This is a genomic window from Thioclava electrotropha (assembly GCF_002085925.2).
In the GTDB taxonomy this organism is placed as follows: Bacteria; Pseudomonadota; Alphaproteobacteria; order Rhodobacterales; family Rhodobacteraceae; genus Thioclava; species Thioclava electrotropha.
In genome coordinates this window covers 3660039-3676041 of the sequence record NZ_CP053562.1, presented here as the reverse complement: position 1 = coordinate 3676041, position 16003 = coordinate 3660039, and the positions used below count along the sequence as shown (strand labels likewise).

The 16003-nt window shown below is 63.8% G+C and carries 20 protein-coding genes; 13 read left to right on the top strand and 7 right to left on the bottom strand.

The genetic code is table 11. From position 1 onward, the window contains the following. Complete coding sequence (gene metF / locus AKL02_RS17475) at nucleotides 1–867, bottom strand: methylenetetrahydrofolate reductase [NAD(P)H] (protein WP_083078324.1); 867 nt, start codon at nucleotides 865–867, stop codon at nucleotides 1–3. Between the two features lie 93 nt (nucleotides 868–960). Between metF and AKL02_RS17470 the strand changes: the two genes are divergently transcribed. The 4 genes from AKL02_RS17470 to mscL all read left to right on the top strand — a co-directional run bounded on the left by AKL02_RS17470 (nucleotide 961) and on the right by mscL (nucleotide 4178). Then, on the top strand, nucleotides 961–1866 hold the full coding sequence (locus AKL02_RS17470) for a LysR family transcriptional regulator (protein WP_075773886.1): 906 nt from the start codon (nucleotides 961–963) through the stop codon (nucleotides 1864–1866). Nucleotides 1867–2077: 211 nt separating this feature from the next. Then, nucleotides 2078–2869 (top strand): inositol monophosphatase family protein, encoded by a 792-nt coding sequence (locus tag AKL02_RS17465; protein ID WP_083078325.1) that lies wholly within the window; start codon nucleotides 2078–2080, stop codon nucleotides 2867–2869. 104 nt (nucleotides 2870–2973) lie between these two features. Then, nucleotides 2974–3636 carry a hypothetical protein gene (locus AKL02_RS17460; protein ID WP_083078326.1) on the top strand — a complete coding sequence of 221 codons (663 nt, stop codon included), beginning with the start codon at nucleotides 2974–2976 and terminating at the stop codon, nucleotides 3634–3636. Between the two features lie 113 nt (nucleotides 3637–3749). Next, on the top strand, nucleotides 3750–4178 hold the full coding sequence (gene mscL, locus AKL02_RS17455; protein WP_078542275.1) for a large conductance mechanosensitive channel protein MscL: 429 nt from the start codon (nucleotides 3750–3752) through the stop codon (nucleotides 4176–4178). A 93-nt stretch (nucleotides 4179–4271) separates the two neighbouring features. On the opposite strand, the gene ald is transcribed toward mscL, so the two are convergent. Next, complete coding sequence (ald, locus tag AKL02_RS17450; RefSeq protein ID WP_078542274.1) at nucleotides 4272–5396, bottom strand: alanine dehydrogenase; 1125 nt, start codon at nucleotides 5394–5396, stop codon at nucleotides 4272–4274. A gap of 144 nt (nucleotides 5397–5540) precedes the next feature. On the opposite strand from ald, the gene AKL02_RS17445 reads away from it, so the two are divergent. Beyond that, nucleotides 5541–6005: an Lrp/AsnC family transcriptional regulator gene (locus AKL02_RS17445; RefSeq protein WP_078522451.1), complete on the top strand. Its 465-nt coding sequence runs from the start codon at nucleotides 5541–5543 to the stop codon at nucleotides 6003–6005. A gap of 3 nt (nucleotides 6006–6008) precedes the next feature. Here AKL02_RS17445 and AKL02_RS17440 read toward each other — a convergent pair whose 3' ends face one another. Both AKL02_RS17440 and rpsU read right to left on the bottom strand, forming a co-directional pair. Further along, the gene (locus AKL02_RS17440; protein ID WP_083078327.1) at nucleotides 6009–7457 is read right to left on the bottom strand and encodes a TrkH family potassium uptake protein; all 1449 of its coding nucleotides are present in this window, start codon (nucleotides 7455–7457) and stop codon (nucleotides 6009–6011) included. Between the two features lie 206 nt (nucleotides 7458–7663). Further along, nucleotides 7664–7870 carry a 30S ribosomal protein S21 gene (gene rpsU / locus AKL02_RS17435; RefSeq protein ID WP_011748553.1) on the bottom strand — a complete coding sequence of 69 codons (207 nt, stop codon included), beginning with the start codon at nucleotides 7868–7870 and terminating at the stop codon, nucleotides 7664–7666. A 107-nt stretch (nucleotides 7871–7977) separates the two neighbouring features. On the opposite strand from rpsU, the gene AKL02_RS17430 reads away from it, so the two are divergent. From AKL02_RS17430 to AKL02_RS17420, 3 genes are all read left to right on the top strand, one after another. Beyond that, the gene (locus AKL02_RS17430; RefSeq protein ID WP_078569777.1) at nucleotides 7978–8646 is read left to right on the top strand and encodes a COQ9 family protein; all 669 of its coding nucleotides are present in this window, start codon (nucleotides 7978–7980) and stop codon (nucleotides 8644–8646) included. A 14-nt stretch (nucleotides 8647–8660) separates the two neighbouring features. Next, complete coding sequence (locus tag AKL02_RS17425; RefSeq protein ID WP_083078577.1) at nucleotides 8661–9647, top strand: NAD(P)H-quinone oxidoreductase; 987 nt, start codon at nucleotides 8661–8663, stop codon at nucleotides 9645–9647. A gap of 65 nt (nucleotides 9648–9712) precedes the next feature. Next, nucleotides 9713–10177, top strand: a complete 465-nt coding sequence (locus AKL02_RS17420) for a SpoIIAA family protein (protein WP_083078328.1) — start codon at nucleotides 9713–9715, stop codon at nucleotides 10175–10177. A 4-nt stretch (nucleotides 10178–10181) separates the two neighbouring features. Here AKL02_RS17420 and AKL02_RS17415 read toward each other — a convergent pair whose 3' ends face one another. Then, nucleotides 10182–10832: a ribonuclease T2 family protein gene (locus AKL02_RS17415; protein ID WP_083078329.1), complete on the bottom strand. Its 651-nt coding sequence runs from the start codon at nucleotides 10830–10832 to the stop codon at nucleotides 10182–10184. A gap of 132 nt (nucleotides 10833–10964) precedes the next feature. Here AKL02_RS17415 and AKL02_RS17410 point away from each other — a divergent pair, with 132 nt between their 5' ends. After that, nucleotides 10965–11741 (top strand): DUF1013 domain-containing protein, encoded by a 777-nt coding sequence (locus tag AKL02_RS17410; RefSeq protein WP_078542268.1) that lies wholly within the window; start codon nucleotides 10965–10967, stop codon nucleotides 11739–11741. A gap of 180 nt (nucleotides 11742–11921) precedes the next feature. Here the strand turns inward: AKL02_RS17410 and AKL02_RS17405 are convergent, their stop codons facing one another. Beyond that, nucleotides 11922–12983, bottom strand: coding sequence for a hypothetical protein (locus AKL02_RS17405; RefSeq protein ID WP_083078330.1), 1062 nt, complete (start codon nucleotides 12981–12983; stop codon nucleotides 11922–11924). A gap of 218 nt (nucleotides 12984–13201) precedes the next feature. Between AKL02_RS17405 and AKL02_RS17400 the strand changes: the two genes are divergently transcribed. Then, nucleotides 13202–13951 (top strand): SDR family NAD(P)-dependent oxidoreductase, encoded by a 750-nt coding sequence (locus tag AKL02_RS17400; RefSeq protein WP_083078331.1) that lies wholly within the window; start codon nucleotides 13202–13204, stop codon nucleotides 13949–13951. Here the strand turns inward: AKL02_RS17400 and AKL02_RS17395 are convergent. After that, complete coding sequence (locus AKL02_RS17395) at nucleotides 13948–14364, bottom strand: ArsR/SmtB family transcription factor (protein WP_078522459.1); 417 nt, start codon at nucleotides 14362–14364, stop codon at nucleotides 13948–13950. The genes AKL02_RS17400 and AKL02_RS17395 overlap by 4 nt on opposite strands. A gap of 216 nt (nucleotides 14365–14580) precedes the next feature. Between AKL02_RS17395 and AKL02_RS17390 the strand changes: the two genes are divergently transcribed. From AKL02_RS17390 to AKL02_RS17380, 3 genes are all read left to right on the top strand, one after another. Beyond that, complete coding sequence (locus AKL02_RS17390; RefSeq protein ID WP_078522460.1) at nucleotides 14581–14937, top strand: AtpZ/AtpI family protein; 357 nt, start codon at nucleotides 14581–14583, stop codon at nucleotides 14935–14937. A gap of 7 nt (nucleotides 14938–14944) precedes the next feature. Then, a complete protein-coding gene (locus AKL02_RS17385) occupies nucleotides 14945–15700 on the top strand; it encodes a F0F1 ATP synthase subunit A (RefSeq protein WP_093476999.1) in 756 nt (251 codons plus the stop codon). Between the two features lie 64 nt (nucleotides 15701–15764). Then, nucleotides 15765–16001 (top strand): F0F1 ATP synthase subunit C, encoded by a 237-nt coding sequence (locus AKL02_RS17380; RefSeq protein WP_038144344.1) that lies wholly within the window; start codon nucleotides 15765–15767, stop codon nucleotides 15999–16001. The last annotated feature ends 2 nt before the right edge of the window (nucleotides 16002–16003 follow it).

Genomic DNA, 16003 nt, shown 5'->3' with positions numbered 1-16003 from the left:
TCAGGCCACTTTCTCCAGCACCGTGTCGGGCGTCACACCCAGCGCGTGGCAGACGTCGCGGGTCAGGCCGGGGCGGTTGAGCGTGTAGAAATGCAGGTCTTCCACGCCGCCCTCGATCAGCTTGTCGCACAGCTCGGTGCACAGCGCGGTCGCCAGAAGATGCTCGCGCCCGTCGCGGATCGCGGCCTCGAAGGCTTCCTCGACCCATGCGGGGATGGAGGTGCCGCAGCTTTGCGCGAATTTCTTGGCGCCGTTCCACGACTGGATCGGCAGGATGCCGGGGATGATCTTCGCGTCGATCCCTTCGCGCTCGCAGGCGTCGCGGAAGCGGAAGAAGGTCTCGGGCTCGAAGAAGAACTGGGTGATCGCCGAGGTCGCGCCCGCCTCGACCTTGCGCTTGAGCCAGCGCACGTCGGCCATATTGTCGGCGGCGTCGGGATGCGGCTCGGGATAGGCGCCCGCGCGGATCGTGAAGCGGCCATCCTCGGCCAGCGCCTCGATCAGCTCGACCGAAGAGGCGAAGCCCTCGGGATGCGGCGTGAAATGCTTGGCGCCCTGCGGCGGATCGCCCCGCAGCGCCACGATCTCGGTGACGCCAACCTCGGCATAGGCGTCCACGATCTCCATCGTCTCGGCCTTGGTCGCTTCCACGCAGGTCAGGTGGGCGGCGACATTGAGGCCGTAATTCTTGTGGATCGTGCCGACCGCCTCATGGGTCAGCTTGCGCGTCGTGCCACCCGCCCCGTAGGTCACGGAGGTGAACTCGGGTTTCAGCGGTGCCAGAACCTGCGCGGTTTCCCACAGCCGGAACGACGCATCGAGCGTCTTCGGCGGGAAAAATTCGAAGCTGACCTTGGGCGTCGTCATGGGAATCTGTCCTTTCGTTCGCTCTCTTGTGCCAGATCGGGCTTTGTGAGACAAACTCATAATCTTCAAAATCGTTATGAGTGTAACAACAAGATGCATCTCGAGTTCCGTCACCTGCGCACAATCAAGGCGATTCACGATGCCGGGGGGCTCGCGAAGGCAGCGGACGTGCTGCACATAACACAATCGGCGCTGTCGCACCAAATCAAAGGGCTGGAGGACCAGACCGGGGTGGAGCTGTTCGTGCGCCGCTCGAAACCGCTGAAGCTGTCGGCGGCGGGGCAGAAGCTGCTGCGGCTGGCCGAACGCATCCTGCCCGAGATCGCCGCGACAGAGGCCGAGTTCGACGCGTTGCGATCGGGTCGCGCGGGGCGCCTGCATATCGCGATCGAGTGCCACGCCTGTTTCGACTGGCTGTTCCCGGTATTGGAGCGCTTCCGCCACGCCTGGCCCGATATCGACGTGGATATTCGGCCCGGTCTGGCCTTCAACGCCTTGCCCGCGCTGAGCCGCGAAGAGGTCGATCTGGTGATCTCCTCGGACCCTGAGAAGATCGACGGCGTCACCTTCAATCCGCTTTTCGACTATGCGCCGACCTTCATCGCCGCCGCGAATTCTCCGCTGGCCGCGAAGCCCTATATCGAGGCGCAGGATTTCGCGGATCAGACGCTGATCACCTATCCGATCGACCGGGGCCGCTCGGATATCTTCACGCAGCTTCTGACGCCCGCCCGGGTCGAGCCGAAAGCCGTGCGGCAGGTGGAGCTGACGGCGGTGATCCTGATGCTGGTCGCCTCGAATCGCGGTGTTGCGGTGCTGCCCGACTGGGTGCTTCGCGAAGTGAAATACCAGCCCGATTACATCACCAAGCCGGTGACCGAACACGGGCTGACCAAGCGGCTCTATGCCGCGACGCGCTCCGAAGATGCCACCCAGCCCTTCATGGCGCATTTCCTGCGGCTTGCGCGCACCGAACCGGTGAAGCTGCAACGCGCCTGACCCTTCTTCTCGACCGAAATATCCCAGGGGGTGAGGCGGAAAATGCCGGCCTTCCAGTGGAAGGACGCTCCACCGAACGCCCGGAGCGCAAGCGGAGGGCTGGCAGCGAGCGGGGCAGAGCCCCTCCTCAGTTTGCCTGACGCGCCAAAGGTCTTGGATTTTCCACGCAACCCCTGTAAGGCGACCGCTTGAAACGCGAAGGAGCCCAGAGATGCAAGGCAGCGCAAACCTCAACCTGATGATCAAGGCCGCCCGCAAGGCAGGCCGCTCGCTGGTCAAGGATTTCCGCGAGGTCGAGAACCTTCAGGTCTCCTCGAAGGGCCCGGGCGATTTCGTCTCGAAGGCCGACCGCGAATCCGAGAAGATCATCAAGGACGAGCTGCGCGGCGCGCGCCCCTCCTATGGCTGGATCGGCGAAGAAACCGGCGAAGAGGCGGGCGACGACCCGACCCGCCGCTGGATCGTCGACCCGCTCGACGGCACCACGAACTTCCTGCACGGCCTGCCGCATTGGGCGATCTCGATCGCGCTGGAGCATAAGGGCGAAATCATCGCAGCCGTGGTCTTCGACGCGGCGAAAGACGAGATGTATTTCGCCGAGAAGGGCCTCGGCGCTTTCATGAACGACACCCGTCTGCGCGTATCGGGCCGTCACAAGATGATCGAATCGGTCTTCGCGACCGGCGTGCCCTTCGGCGGCAAATCGACGCTTCCGGCGACGCTGAAGGACCTTGCCAAGCTGATGCCGCAATGCGCGGGCGTCCGGCGCTGGGGTGCGGCCTCGCTCGATCTGGCCTATGTCGCGGCGGGCCGCTACGAGGGCTATTGGGAGCGCGGGCTGAACGCGTGGGACGTGGCTGCGGGCATGCTCCTCGTGAAGGAAGCGGGCGGTTTCGTGGAAGCCGTGCGCGAAGGGCGCGGCGTTCTCGAATCGGGCTCGGTGATCGCGTCGAATGCCGAAATGTTCCCGGCCCTCACGAAAGCGCTTCGGTCAAGCGACTGAGATATCTCTGAAATTTAGATGTGGCGGCGAAAGGCGGACGAAGGTTCACCTTTCGTTCATTCCGTTGTGCCAGCCTGATGCGGTTACCAGAAAGGGATGCCGCCATGGTTGGACAGGAATACGGAGCTACGTCGATCGCGCTTGAACAGCGTGCGTTGACTGCGCTGCACGGGCCGGGCGATTGCGCCGTCGACCGCGCGTTGGAAGAGTTGCGGCAGGCGGTCTCCGATCTCGCTTTTGCCGAGGCGGCCGACCTGATCGCGCGTCACCGGGTCGCGTTTCTGGACGAGATGATTTCGGGTTGCTTTGAGGATGCGGAAACGGCCGAGCCGGACACGGCAGCGGCCCTGCGTGCGGCGGCCGAAGGGCTGCAGGAAGAGCGGGTGACTCTGGCAGAGACATTGCCGCTGGAGCTTTCCCTGCGCGCCGATCAGCGCGACGCGGCCTGCGATCGCATCCGCGCCGCACAACGCCGCCTGCGCAACATTTCTCAGATGCCCGATCATTTCGGCTGTGCCTGGGCGTGTAGCCGCGTCGGGGCAGGGCCGTGCGAGGACGCGGCAGAGCAAATCCAGCAGGCGCTGCGTTTCGATGCGGAAGCCATCGCCGATATCGCCCGGCAGGAGGCCCGCGCACGTCTCAGCGACGGCTTCGCGGCCTTGCCGGTCGCATCGCCTCTCTCGCCTCGCCGCGGAGGTGATACGGGGACCACGGCGGCTCAGGTCGCCCGCCGCCTTGTCGAGGATGCGCGACGGAGACTTTGCTGAGCCGCGATCCCGTCTTGATACGGCCCGCTATGCCCCGCGTTGGAAGCTATGCAGACCCGAAGATCGTGCTAGCCTGTTGCGGCGCAAAAGGCGCATCGGAAAGAGGGTCTGAAATGATTCAGGAATTCAAGGATTTCATCGCCAAGGGCAATGTCATGGACATGGCGGTTGGCATCATCATCGGCGCGGCCTTCACCGCGATCGTCACGTCGCTGGTCGGCGACATCATCAACCCGATCATCGGCCTGTTCACGGGCGGGGTCGACTTCACCAATAATTATGCCGTGCTCTCCGGCGAGGTTCCCGCAGGGGCAAGCCTTGACGAGGCGCGCAAATCGGGGGCGTCGATCTTCGCCTATGGGGCCTTCGTGATGGCAGTGATCAACTTCCTCATCATCGCCTTCGTCGTCTTCATGCTGGTGAAAATGGTCAACCGCGTGAAGGCCGCGGCGGAGAAGCCCGACGATGTCGCGCCCGCGGTGGAAACCGGGCCGAGCCAGCTCGACGTGCTCCTCGAGATCCGCGACGCGCTTCGGAAGTGACGGCGCGGGGCCTCGCGGGCGGACGTCGCAGACAGATATGAGAACGGCCCGGGCAAAGCTCCGGGCCGTTTCGTTCGTGGGGCGGGGCGGCCCTTATTCGGCTGCGTGCTTCACCGCGTCCGGCGCATCGAGCGGCAGGTCGAGCGCTTCGGCCACAGCCTTGTAGGTCACCTTGCCCGCATGGACGTTGAGGCCCGCGGCCAGATGCGGATCCTCGGCGCAGGCGCGCTCCCATCCCTTGTCGGCCAGCGCGAGCAGGAACGGCTGCGTCGCGTTCGACAGGGCGAGGGTCGCGGTGCGTGCGACCGCGCCGGGCATGTTGGCCACGCAGTAATGCATCACGCCCTCGACCTCGTAGATCGGGTCGTCATGGGTTGTGGGGTGCGAGGTCTCGACGCAGCCGCCCTGATCGATAGCGACGTCGACGATCGCCGCGCCGGGCTTCATCGTCTTCAGCATCTCGCGGGTGACCAGTTTCGGAGCAGCAGCCCCGGGGATCAGCACCGCGCCGATCACCAGATCGGAGGCCGCGACCAGCGCCTCGGTCTCGGCTTTCGAGGCATAGGCGGTGCGGAAGGTGCCGCCGAACGTGTCATCGAGATAGCGCAGACGCGGCAGCGACTTGTCGAGCACGGTCACATCCGCGCCCATCCCGGCAGCTACGCGCGCGGCGTTGGTGCCCACGACGCCGCCGCCGATCACGACGACCTTCGCGGGCGACACGCCCGGCACGCCGCCCATCAGCACACCGCGCCCGCCATTGGCTTTCTGCAGGGTCCAGGCGCCCATCTGCGGCGCGAGGCGACCGGCCACTTCGGACATCGGCGCGAGCAGCGGCAGGGTGCCGTCTTTCGCGGTGACCGTCTCGTAGGCGATGCAGGTCGCGCCCGATTTCATCAGATCATGGGTCTGCGCCGGGTCGGCGGCCAGATGCAGATAGGTGAAGAGAAGCTGGCCCTCGCGCAGCATCGCGCGCTCCGAGGCCTGCGGCTCTTTCACCTTCACGATCATCTCAGCCTGGGCGAACACATCCGCCGCATCGCCGAGGATTTTCGCGCCGGCCGCCTCGTAATCGCTGTCGTTGAAGCCCGCGCCCTGACCTGCGCCGGTCTCGACCAGCACCTCGTGGCCATGGGCCACCGCCTCTTGTGCCGCAGCCGGGGTCAGCCCGACGCGGAATTCCTGCGCCTTGATCTCGCGCACCGTACCGATCTTCATCGCGTGTCCTCCTCCAAAAAATGGAAACGTCCTGTGCCCAGTATGCGCTCCGTCACAAGCAAGTGCTTTGCCAATTTGCCGGTTGTGGATGGGGTGGGTCGCTCGTATCTTCGATAAAATACGCAAAGATCGGCAGGATATTGCATGAGCGACAAGCTGGACGCGACAGATCGTCGGCTGCTGGAGGTTTTGCAGCGGCAGGGGCGAATCTCCAATGCCGAGCTGAGCGAGCGGGTAAACCTATCGGCTTCGGCCTGCCATCGCCGGGTGCAGCGGCTGGAGGAGGAGGGCTACATCCGCGATTACGTCGCCCTGCTGAACCCGCGCAAGCTGGGGCGGACCACGACGGTCTATGTCGAGATCAAGCTGTCGAGTCAGGCCGACGAGGTGCTCGATGCATTCGAGAAGGGCGTGAAGCAGGTGCCGGAAGTGCTTGAATGTCACCTGATGGCGGGGGCTGCGGATTACCTGCTGAAAGTGGTGGCCGCCGATGCCGAGGATTTCGCGCGGCTGCACCGGGCGAAGCTCGCCAATATTCCGGGCGTGGCGCAGATCCAGTCGAGCTTCTCGCTCAAATGCGTAGTCTCGACCACGGCGATGCCGGTCTGAGGCTCAGGCCCGCCAGAAGCGCGGCAGGAACACGACGAGGATCGCGAGCATCCCGATCCGGCCCAGCAGCATTGCGAGCGTCAGCAGCCAGGTCGCGGCGTCGCTGAAATCGATCATCGTACCGGTGCGATCGGTGAGCGGGCCGACCCCGTAGCCGATATTGCCAAGCGCCCCCCATGTCGCGAAGAGCGCCGAGACGAAATCGGCGCCGGTCATCGAGATCCCGACCGAGATCAGGCCGAGCGTCAGCATATAGCCGGTGAAATAGAGGATCAGGGAGGAGAGCACGTCCTCCTCCAGCAGCTTGTCGCCGAGGCGCGGTTGCAGGACTCGGTGCGGCATCTGCAGGCGGCGCACGGCTGCGCGGATCACCGCGCCGAGCGCCTGCCAGCGGAAGACCGACAGCGCGCCGGAACTGGACCCGGTGCAGCCGCCGATCAGCCCGACCCAATAGGCCAGCACCATCGCGAAGCTTCCCCAATTCGCGACATTGGCGGTGCCGAAGCCGGTGCCGGTCATGATCGAGGACAGGTTGAAGGCGGCGGAGCGGAAGGTGGGTTCGATCCCGTCGGGCGCGTGGGTGTAGAGCCAGATCAGGAGCGCGGCGAGCGCGAGCGCGAACCAGCGCAGGAAGGCGTGGATTTGCGGGTCGTCCCAGAACGGGCGCAGATCGCCGCGGCCAAGCTGGACATAGCGGATGAAGGGCAGGGCCGAGCCCAGCATGAAGATGACACCGGCATATTGTGCACCCGGCGAGAAGCCCGCGAAGGAGCTGTCATGCGTGCCGAAGCCGCCCGTCGCGATTGTCGCCATCGCGTAGCAGATCGCGTCGAACGAGCTCATGCCCGCGGCGGCATAGCTGATCGCGCAGGCCAGCGTCAGCGAGACATAGACCCAAAGCAGCGAGCGCGCGATGTTATGGGCGCGGGGCATGACCTTGCCCAGCGTGTCGAACCCTTCGGCCTGGAAATAGCGCATGCCGCCGATGCGCAGCACCGGTAGGAAGATCATCGCGACGAAGGCGATCCCGAGCCCGCCGAACCAGTTCAGCATTCCGCGCCACAGCACGACCCCGCGCGGCAGGGTGTCGAGATGTTCGAAGACCGTGTAGCCGGTGGTGGTGATGCCCGAGGCGGCCTCGAAATAGGCGTTGGTCCATGTCGCATGCGGCGCGCCCTCGATGAAGGGCAGGGCCGCGAAGATCGGCAAGCCGAGCCAGATCGCCGCCGTGAGCAGATAGGCCTGACGCGTGTTGAGCCCGTTCGCGCTTTTGGTTCGGGTCGCGAGCGAGAGAACCATCCCGATCAGCGCGGTCTCGACCGCCGCCTCGAAGAATTCCTGCCAGTTCGGATTGAGATCGCTGAAGTCCATTGCCGCCGGGACCAGCATTGTTGTCCCGAGGACTGTGAGGATCAGGCCGAAGAGATGCAGGACGGGCCGGATATCGGACATGTGAAAGCGGTTCCCGCCAGAACGAAGTGCTGGCGCTAGGGTAGGGGGCGCGGCGCTTTAGGCAAGATCAAAGCGGCGTCGGTTGCGCTTTCTTGTGGAGGTGTCTTCCAGAAACCAAAAACCCCCGCGGCCAAGCCTCGGGGGTCATCGGTGCGGGCAAGCCCGCCAGCATTTTCAGGCGCCTTTTCAGACGCGGAGCGGTGCGCTTAGAGCGCGCCTTCGCGCTGAGCCTTCTTACGTGCCAGTTTACGGGCACGGCGGACGGCTTCGGCTTTCTCGCGCGCTTTTTTGACCGAGGGTTTCTCGAAATGCTGCTTGAGCTTCATTTCGCGGAACACACCCTCGCGCTGAAGCTTTTTCTTCAGAGCACGGAGCGCCTGTTCGACGTTGTTGTCGCGAACGCTGACCTGCATGTGGTGTCACCACCTTCCTAAGTTAGAGTTGCAGTTGCTTGCAGGAGCGCTCCATATAGTCACCAAAAGGCGGTTTGTCTACCGCCAAAGCTGAGAGAGGAAACGCGATGAAAAACGACCATCTCGATATGGACCGCACGCGATCCGAGCTGTTGGCGGCGATCAAGCCGCATGTGCCTTTCGACGGCTGGTCCGAGCCTGCCTTCAAGCTCGCGGTCTCCGATCTGGGGCTCGATCCGGGGCTGGCGCGGGTCGTGTGTCCGCGTGGCGCCGTCGATCTGGCGGTGGCCTATCACCGCGAGGGCGATGCCGCGATGCTCAAGCGTCTGGAGGAGGCCGATCTGTCGGGGATGAAGTTCCGCGACCGGATTGCGACCGCCGTGCGCTTCCGTCTGGAAGAGGCCGATCCGGAGCTGGTGCGCCGCGGTGCGGCGATCTTCGCGCTGCCGCAGAATGCAACGACCGGCTCGAAGCTGATCTGGGAGACCTCGGACAAGATCTGGCGTGCGCTCGGCGATGTCAGCGAGGATTACAACTGGTACACGAAGCGGATGACGCTTTCCGGGGTCTATAGCTCGACCGTGCTTTACTGGATGGGCGATGAGAGCGAGGGCAAGGGCGACACCTGGGCCTTCCTCGATCGTCGGATCGAGGATGTGATGCAGTTTGAAAAGGTAAAGGGCGCTGCGATGAAGCTGCCCTTCCTGCCGAAGCTTCTCGGCGGCATCCGTGCGCCGAAAGGCACTGACGACATGCCGGGCCGGGAGGCGCATTGATGAAACCTGTCGAAATGCCGACCGAGATGCGCTGCGTCGAGATTTCCGAACATGGCGCGCCGGAGGTGCTGACGGAAGTCACCCGCGCCGTGCCGGTCGCAGGTCATGGGGAGATACTGATCGAGGTGGCCTATGCCGGGGTGAACCGCCCCGATGCGCTGCAACGCGCAGGCGCCTACAACCCGCCGCCGGGCGCGTCGGACCTGCCGGGGCTGGAATGCTCGGGCCGGGTCGCGGCGATCGGGCCGGGCGTCACGGATTGGGACGTGGGCGATCAGGTCTGCGCGCTGCTGCCCGGTGGCGGTTACGCCGAGTATGTGAGCTGTCCGGCCGAACATGCGCTGCCCGTGCCTGCGGGGCTCGACCTGAAATCGGCGGCCTGTCTGCCCGAGACCTGCTTCACCGTCTGGTCGACCATGGTGATGCGCGGCGGCTTGCAGGCGGGCGAGCGGTTCTTGGTGCATGGCGGCTCTTCCGGGATCGGCACGACCGCGATCCAGATCGCGACGGCGCTGGGTGCGCGGGTCTTCACCACTGCGGGCAGCCCCGAGAAATGCGCGGTCTGCGAAGAGCTTGGCGCGACGGCGATCAACTACAAGACGGGCGATTTCGTCGAGGTTCTGAAGGCCGAAGGCGGCGCGAACCTCGTGCTAGACATGGTGGGCGGCGACTATATCGCGCGCAACATCAAGGCGATGGCCAATGATGCGCGCCTCGTTTTCATCGCCTTCCTTGGCGGGCCCAAGGCCGAGATCAACTTCGCGCAGGTCATGGTGAAGCGTCTCACGATCACCGGGGCCACGCTGCGCCCGCAATCGGATGCGGCCAAGGCCGAGATTGCGCGGCAGTTGCGCGCCAATGTCTGGCCGATGATCAATTCGGGCAAGCTGCGCGTGATCCATGACAACACTTTCCCGCTGGCCGAGGCCGCAAAAGCCCATGAGCGGATGGAGACCAGCCAGCATATTGGCAAGATCGTGTTGGAAGTTGCGGGCGGCTGAACTTTCGTCACGCGCGCGCCGGGTGTATCATTATGGCGCGCGCGCACCAACGAGGGGAGGCGGTCATGAGCGACGGACGCTTTGAATTTCTGGATGGGTATCCGGCCGATGTGCTGGCATTCGAGGCCAAGGGCACGATCGGCGCGGAGGCTTACGAACAACACCTGATCCCGGCGGTGGAGGCCAAGATCGCCGCTGAGGGAAAGGTGAAGCTGCTCTATATCATCGGCGACGCATTCGACGGCTACACCGCGAAAGCGGCATGGGACGACACCAAGCTGGGCCTGTCGCATCTGGGCGATTTCGCCGCGGTGGCGCTGGTCAGCGATGTCGACTGGATCCGCTGGGGCGTGCAGGCCTTCGCGCCAATGATCCCCGGCACGGTCAAGCTGTTCCGCCTGAGCGAATTGGATCAGGCCAAGGCGTGGATTTGCGCCGCGGGCAAGGCTGAGGAAGACCACAGCCACGACGTCGCCGCGCGCCACAAGCTGCCCACGTTGGAAGATCGCCAGCCGCCGCTCGAGGACTGATCCCTCAGCGCACCTTTTCCATAAGTGCGTCGGACAGGCTGCAATCGCGGATCGTATCGGAGCCGCATTTGCGCGGCTCGAGATCCTTGGTCAGGCAGATGCGGGCCTCCTGAATGCGGCCCGATTTGCAGGTGATGGTGATCTCGTCGGCATCGAGGCCGGGATTGGCCTCCAAAAACGCCTGCTCGACCACCTTCGCGGGCAGTCGGACGTCGCGATCGAGATTGGCCAACACCTCCGGGATTTCGATGCTCGCATAGGCTTCGCGTTCCAGCGCGAAATAGTCCGTGGCCGACAGGCCCGAGCAGCGCCCGTGTTTTTTCCACTCGTACCAGGCCAGTCCCGGCGCGCCGGTCAGATCCTCCATTGCGGCGGTCTGCTGGCGCGAGGGATCGCGATGCGGCGTGCGGCAAAAGCTGGGCCAGCCGCGCTCGTATTGCGGCCAAAGCCCGTGCAGCACGAAAGAATGATCGTGCTTCGGATCGCATTGCGGAGAGTTGCGCGCATCGCCGGTCAGCGCGCACCAAGTGGGCGACCAGCTGAGTGAGAGGACGTAATAGTCGAAATCGCCCGCGCGCTCGCCTTCGGCATGGGCGGGCAGGGCGGCGGTCGAAAGCGCAAGCAGGGCTGCGGCCAGAAGGCCCAAACGAGTCATTTTCTCTTTTCTCCCGACGCGCGATTGACTATATGAGGCGGCAATTCCCCTTCCAGAAATGGACCGCGGCAGGGAATTCCCGCGCCGCAGCCGATTTCTCGGCCCGGGAGAGATATGTAAAGGATGGCTGCAATGACGAACAAGCCCCTGATGGCAAAGGCCACCGCCGTGTGGCTGGTGGACAATACGACGCTCAGCTTCAAGCAGATCGCGGATTTCTGTGGCCTGCACGAACTGGAAGTGCAGGGCATCGCCGATGGTGACGTCGCAACCGGCGTGAAGGGCTTCGATCCGGTCGCCTCGAGCCAGCTCGATCAGGAAGAGATCGACAAGGCCGAGAAAGACCCGATGCACAAGCTCAAGCTGAAGTTCAACAAAGCTGCCGTCGGCGAGGACAAGCGTCGCGGGCCGCGCTACACGCCGCTGTCGAAGCGTCAGGACCGTCCGAACGCGATCCTGTGGCTGGTGAAATTCCACCCGGAACTGGCCGATGCGCAGATCGCGCGTCTCGTCGGCACCACCAAGCCCACGATCCAGTCGATCCGTGAGCGCACGCACTGGAATATCCAGAACATGACCCCGATCGATCCGGTCGCGCTGGGTCTGTGCCGCCAGTCGGAACTGGATATCGAAGTGCAGAAGGCCGCGAAGAAAGCCGCCGCCGAAGGCGTGATGAGCGATGACGAGCGTCGCAAGCTGGTCTCGACCGAGCAGTCGCTGGGCATGCCCGACGAGCCGCGCCTGCCCTCCGGCATCGCCGGTCTGGAGAACTTCTCCTCTTCCGATCTCAAGCAGGAGAACGAGGAAGAGGACGACGCCGCGGATAACGCCGATTATTCGGACGCGGACAGCTTCTTCAACCTGCCCGAGGATGATGACGACGAGGATGAGGACGACAACCGCAAGTAAGCTGTCGTCGCCGCGAAAGATCAGGGCCGCTCCATAGGGGGCGGCCTTTTTCGTTGCGGTGCAACGGGTCGCGTCGTTGAGGCTTTAATGGGAACACGGGCGACGGATGAACCGCCGCCCGTATCTCAAAGGTTGGTGTGAGCTGCCGGAGAACCGACGAACTCCCGCGACAGGCGCGGCTTACTGCTTCAGCACCACGGGTTGGAACGAGAACACACCTTCGGATTTCGGATCGACCGTCATCTCCACCCAGCTGTTGTCGCTGCTGCCGAAGACCTCGACGCGGGTGAAGTTCGCGGTGCTGCGGCCATCGGGCTGGAGCATCGGTTTGTCGACCTTGAAGTAATGCGAGTCGCCGTGGACCAGCAGGACCTGACCGTCGAAGTTATGCGTCTCGTCGACGAGGGTCTTGTAGAAATCGGTGAAGCCATTCTTGTCGTCGAGGGTCGGCAGGAAATCGTCCTCGTAGCCGCCGTCGCTCAGCTCGAACGGGAAGAAGATGTCGGCTTGAATGTCGATCAGGATGCCCGCGTCGTTATTCTCGCGCGCCTTCGCGAAGGACTCCTTGAGCCATTCCACGTTCTTCGGATTGCGGGCTTCGTATTCCGCAGTCGCGGCATCGCAATCGGCCTGCGTGCGGTCGGACTTCTTGGTGCATTGCTTGTCGGTCGCGACGAGGTTGTTGTTGCTGCCCGGCACGTTGAGGGCGACGAACATCACGTTGTTGCGCTCGAAACGGCTGTTCTCGCTGTAGGCTTCGCCCGGGGCGCCCTGACGTTCGACGTCGATCGGGTTCGAGCCCTGCGACTTTGCCGCATCGAAGAAGGTCTTGCGCAGGTAGGACAGCCGCTCGACCGGGTCGTAGCTGCCGTTGTTGGTGCGGTGGCAGTCGACCCATTCATTGTCGCCGAGGGCGTAGAGCGTCGGCATGTCGAGGCGGTTGAAGATCGCCTGCACGTCCGCCCCGATCGCCTGATCGGTGCATTCGCTGCTGCCGCTCTTGGTGTCGCCGGCGAAGATCGTGAAGTCGAGGTTGTGATCGTTCATCGAGGCGACGGTCTGGTCGATCCAGTTCGCCTTCTCTTCGGGGTCCTTGCTGTAGAACTCGTCGCCCCAGAGCGCGACCTTCAGAACGCCCGCGTCGGAGGCGGATTGCGCATGGGCCGGAGCCACCAGCGCGGTGGAGAGGAGGGCGGCGTTGAGCACTGCGGACAGCGTGAACGAACGGGAAAGGCGTGGCATATATACCCCCAAAGGTGACTTGATATGACGAAGGCCCTGAGGGCGAGGTGCCGCGTCGGACGGCGGGTCGTCGGCTCGGGGCTTCGGGCGTCATAATACCCCGGGCTGTGACAGCCCGCTGACGCCGGGGCGAAGGATTTGTGACGTAGGCCCTGTCGTCGCCGTCTGGACAGTCGTTACGTCGGGCGCGATGCTCTCCGCGAAAAGAGGAGGAGCAGATGCCGGAATTCGCTAACTATCCAAGCCTGAAGGGCAAATCCGTGATCGTGACCGGGGGCGCCTCGGGGATCGGGGCGCTGATCGTCGAAGGCTTCGCCGCGCAGGGGGCGAAGGTCGGGTTTCTCGACCGTGATGCCGAGGGGAGCGCGGCGATCGCGAAACGGTTCGGCGTCGATTACGAGCTGTGCGACCTGCGCGACATCGCCGCGATGAAAGAGGCGCTGGCTCGGCTGCGCGAGAAGATCGGCCCGGCGGATGTGCTAGTGAACAATGCCGCGCGCGACGACCGCCACGACTGGCGCGAGATCGATGCCGAATATTGGGACGAGCGACAGCACACCAACCTGCGCCACATGTTCTTCGCGATCCAGACGGTTGCGCCGGACATGATCTCGAAAGGGGCGGGGTCGATTATCAATATGGGATCGAATTCGTGGTGGGAGGCCGGTAGCGGCTTTCCGGCCTATGCGACGGCGAAAGCGGCGGTGCATGGGCTGACCCGCACGATGGCACGCGAATTGGGCGGGCATCGCATCCGGGTCAACACGGTCGTGCCGGGCTGGATCATGACGGATCGGCAGAAAACGCTCTGGGCCACGCCCGAGGCGCTGGAGGAGCATCGTCGCAACCAATGCCTGCCCGATCTGATCCAGCCGGAATATGTCGCGCGGATGGTGCTGTTCCTCGCCTCGGACGATGCGGCGATGTGCACGGCGAACAACTACATGGTCGAGGCGGGCTCGATTTAATCGTGTTGCGGCGCGCTGCCGGGCGGCGCGTCGCTTTGCCCATTCTCCACCGGCCCGATTTCCTCCGGCTCGATCTCGATCTGCGCCAATTCAGCTTCGAGGAATTTCTCGAACGCGTCGAAATCCAGCGGCTCGAACTGGCCGAACCCTTGAATCCATGTCGTGGCGGCGGACATCGCGAGCGGCTCCAGCTTGCACCATTTCACCCGGCCGCGTTTCTCCTGAGAGATCAGCCCGGCATTGGTCAGGATCGCAAGGTGCTTGGAGACGGCCGCCAGCGACATCTCGAAGGGCTCGGCCACGTCGGTCACCGCCATGTCGTCTTCGAGCAGCATCGTCAGGATCGTCCGCCGGGTCGGATCGGCGAGCGCGGCGAAGATCGCATCGAGAGAAGGGGTGGGCGGCGGTAGCATCGCTCCTTGATGGGGCGGCGCGCGATAAACGTCAACCGATCGGTTGAATATGCGATTGCTCGCATTTGCGTGAGCTTGGTGCGGCGCGAATTTGAGGCCTATTTTCAAAATCGTTACGGATCAATGGGTTGCGAGGTGCTTTCGGAGGCCTATACGGAATTGACTCAGGCGGGGGCCACGGCTATCACGGCTGAGACCTGAGTGGGGGGCCGAACCATGCCTGATCACCGCTCCGACGAGCCCGATCCCGAGCGCCTCGCAGCGCTTGAGAAGAAGCTTGCGGCAGTGAGAAAGACGCAAGAGCCGCCTCCGCAACGTGCCGATCATCATCTGTCCCAGGCGAATATGGCCTGGCGTATGGTGATCGAAATGGTTTCGGGGCTGGGGATCGGCTTCGGCATCGGATACGGGCTGGATGTGCTTATGGGCACGATGCCTTGGATGATGGTGCTGTTCACGCTTCTCGGGCTCGCGGCCGGGGTGAAGGTGATGCTTCGCTCGGCCAAGGAAATGAACGAAGAGCGTGCGGCCGACATGGCCGATGAAGAGGAAGACGACCGTGGCAACTCTTGAACAGGAAATGCGCAGTGAACTGACCTTCCACCCGATGGATCAGTTTATCGTTAAGCCCCTCTTCGGCGATGGCCCGGTTCACTGGTACACGCCGACCAATGCGACGCTGTGGATGGCGATCGCCGTTCTGGCGATCTTCTTCATGCTCGTGATCGGCACCCGCGGCCGCGCCGTTGTGCCCTCGCGCGCCCAGTCGATCGCGGAGCTGTCCTACGGCTTCATTCACAAGATGGTCGAAGACGTCGCGGGCAAGGACGCGCTGAAGTTCTTCCCCTATATCTTCACGGTCTTCCTGTTCATCGTCTTCTCGAACTTCCTCGGCCTGCTGCCGCGCGGCTTCACCACGACCTCGCATATCGCTGTGACCGGTCTGCTGGCGATCGCCGTGTTCGTTGCGGTGACCGTGATCGGTTTCGTCAAGAACGGCGCGGGCTTCCTGAGCCTGTTCTGGGTGGCCTCGGCGCCGCTGGCGCTGCGCCCGATCCTCGCGATCATCGAGATCATTTCCTACTTCGTGCGCCCCGTCAGCCACTCCATTCGTCTTGCAGGCAACATGATGGCTGGCCACGCGGTTATGAAAGTGTTCGCCGCCTTCGCGCCGCTGATCCTGTTCTCGGGCGTCGGCATCGCCGTCACCCCGCTGTCGATCCTCGCGATCACCGCGATGTACGGGCTCGAAGTTCTCGTGGCCTTCATCCAGGCCTATGTCTTCACGATCCTGACCTGCGTCTATCTGCGCGACGCGCTTCACCCGGCACACTGACCGGATAACGGATCGAACCAGTTCACCAAATTTCTGCCACTTCCAACCTCAAGGAGTTACGACAATGGAAGGCAATATCGTTCAAATGGGTGCTTACATCGGCGCTGGTCTGGCCTGCATGGGCATGGGCGGCTCGGCTATCGGTGTGGGCAACGTTGCCGGCAACTTCCTGTCGGGCGCACTGCGCAACCCCTCGGCGGCCGCTGGCCAGACCGCGACCCTCTTCATCGGCATCGCCTTCGCAGAAGCGCTCGGGATCTTCTCGTTCCTCGTCGCGCTGCTGCTGATGTTCGCCGTCTGATC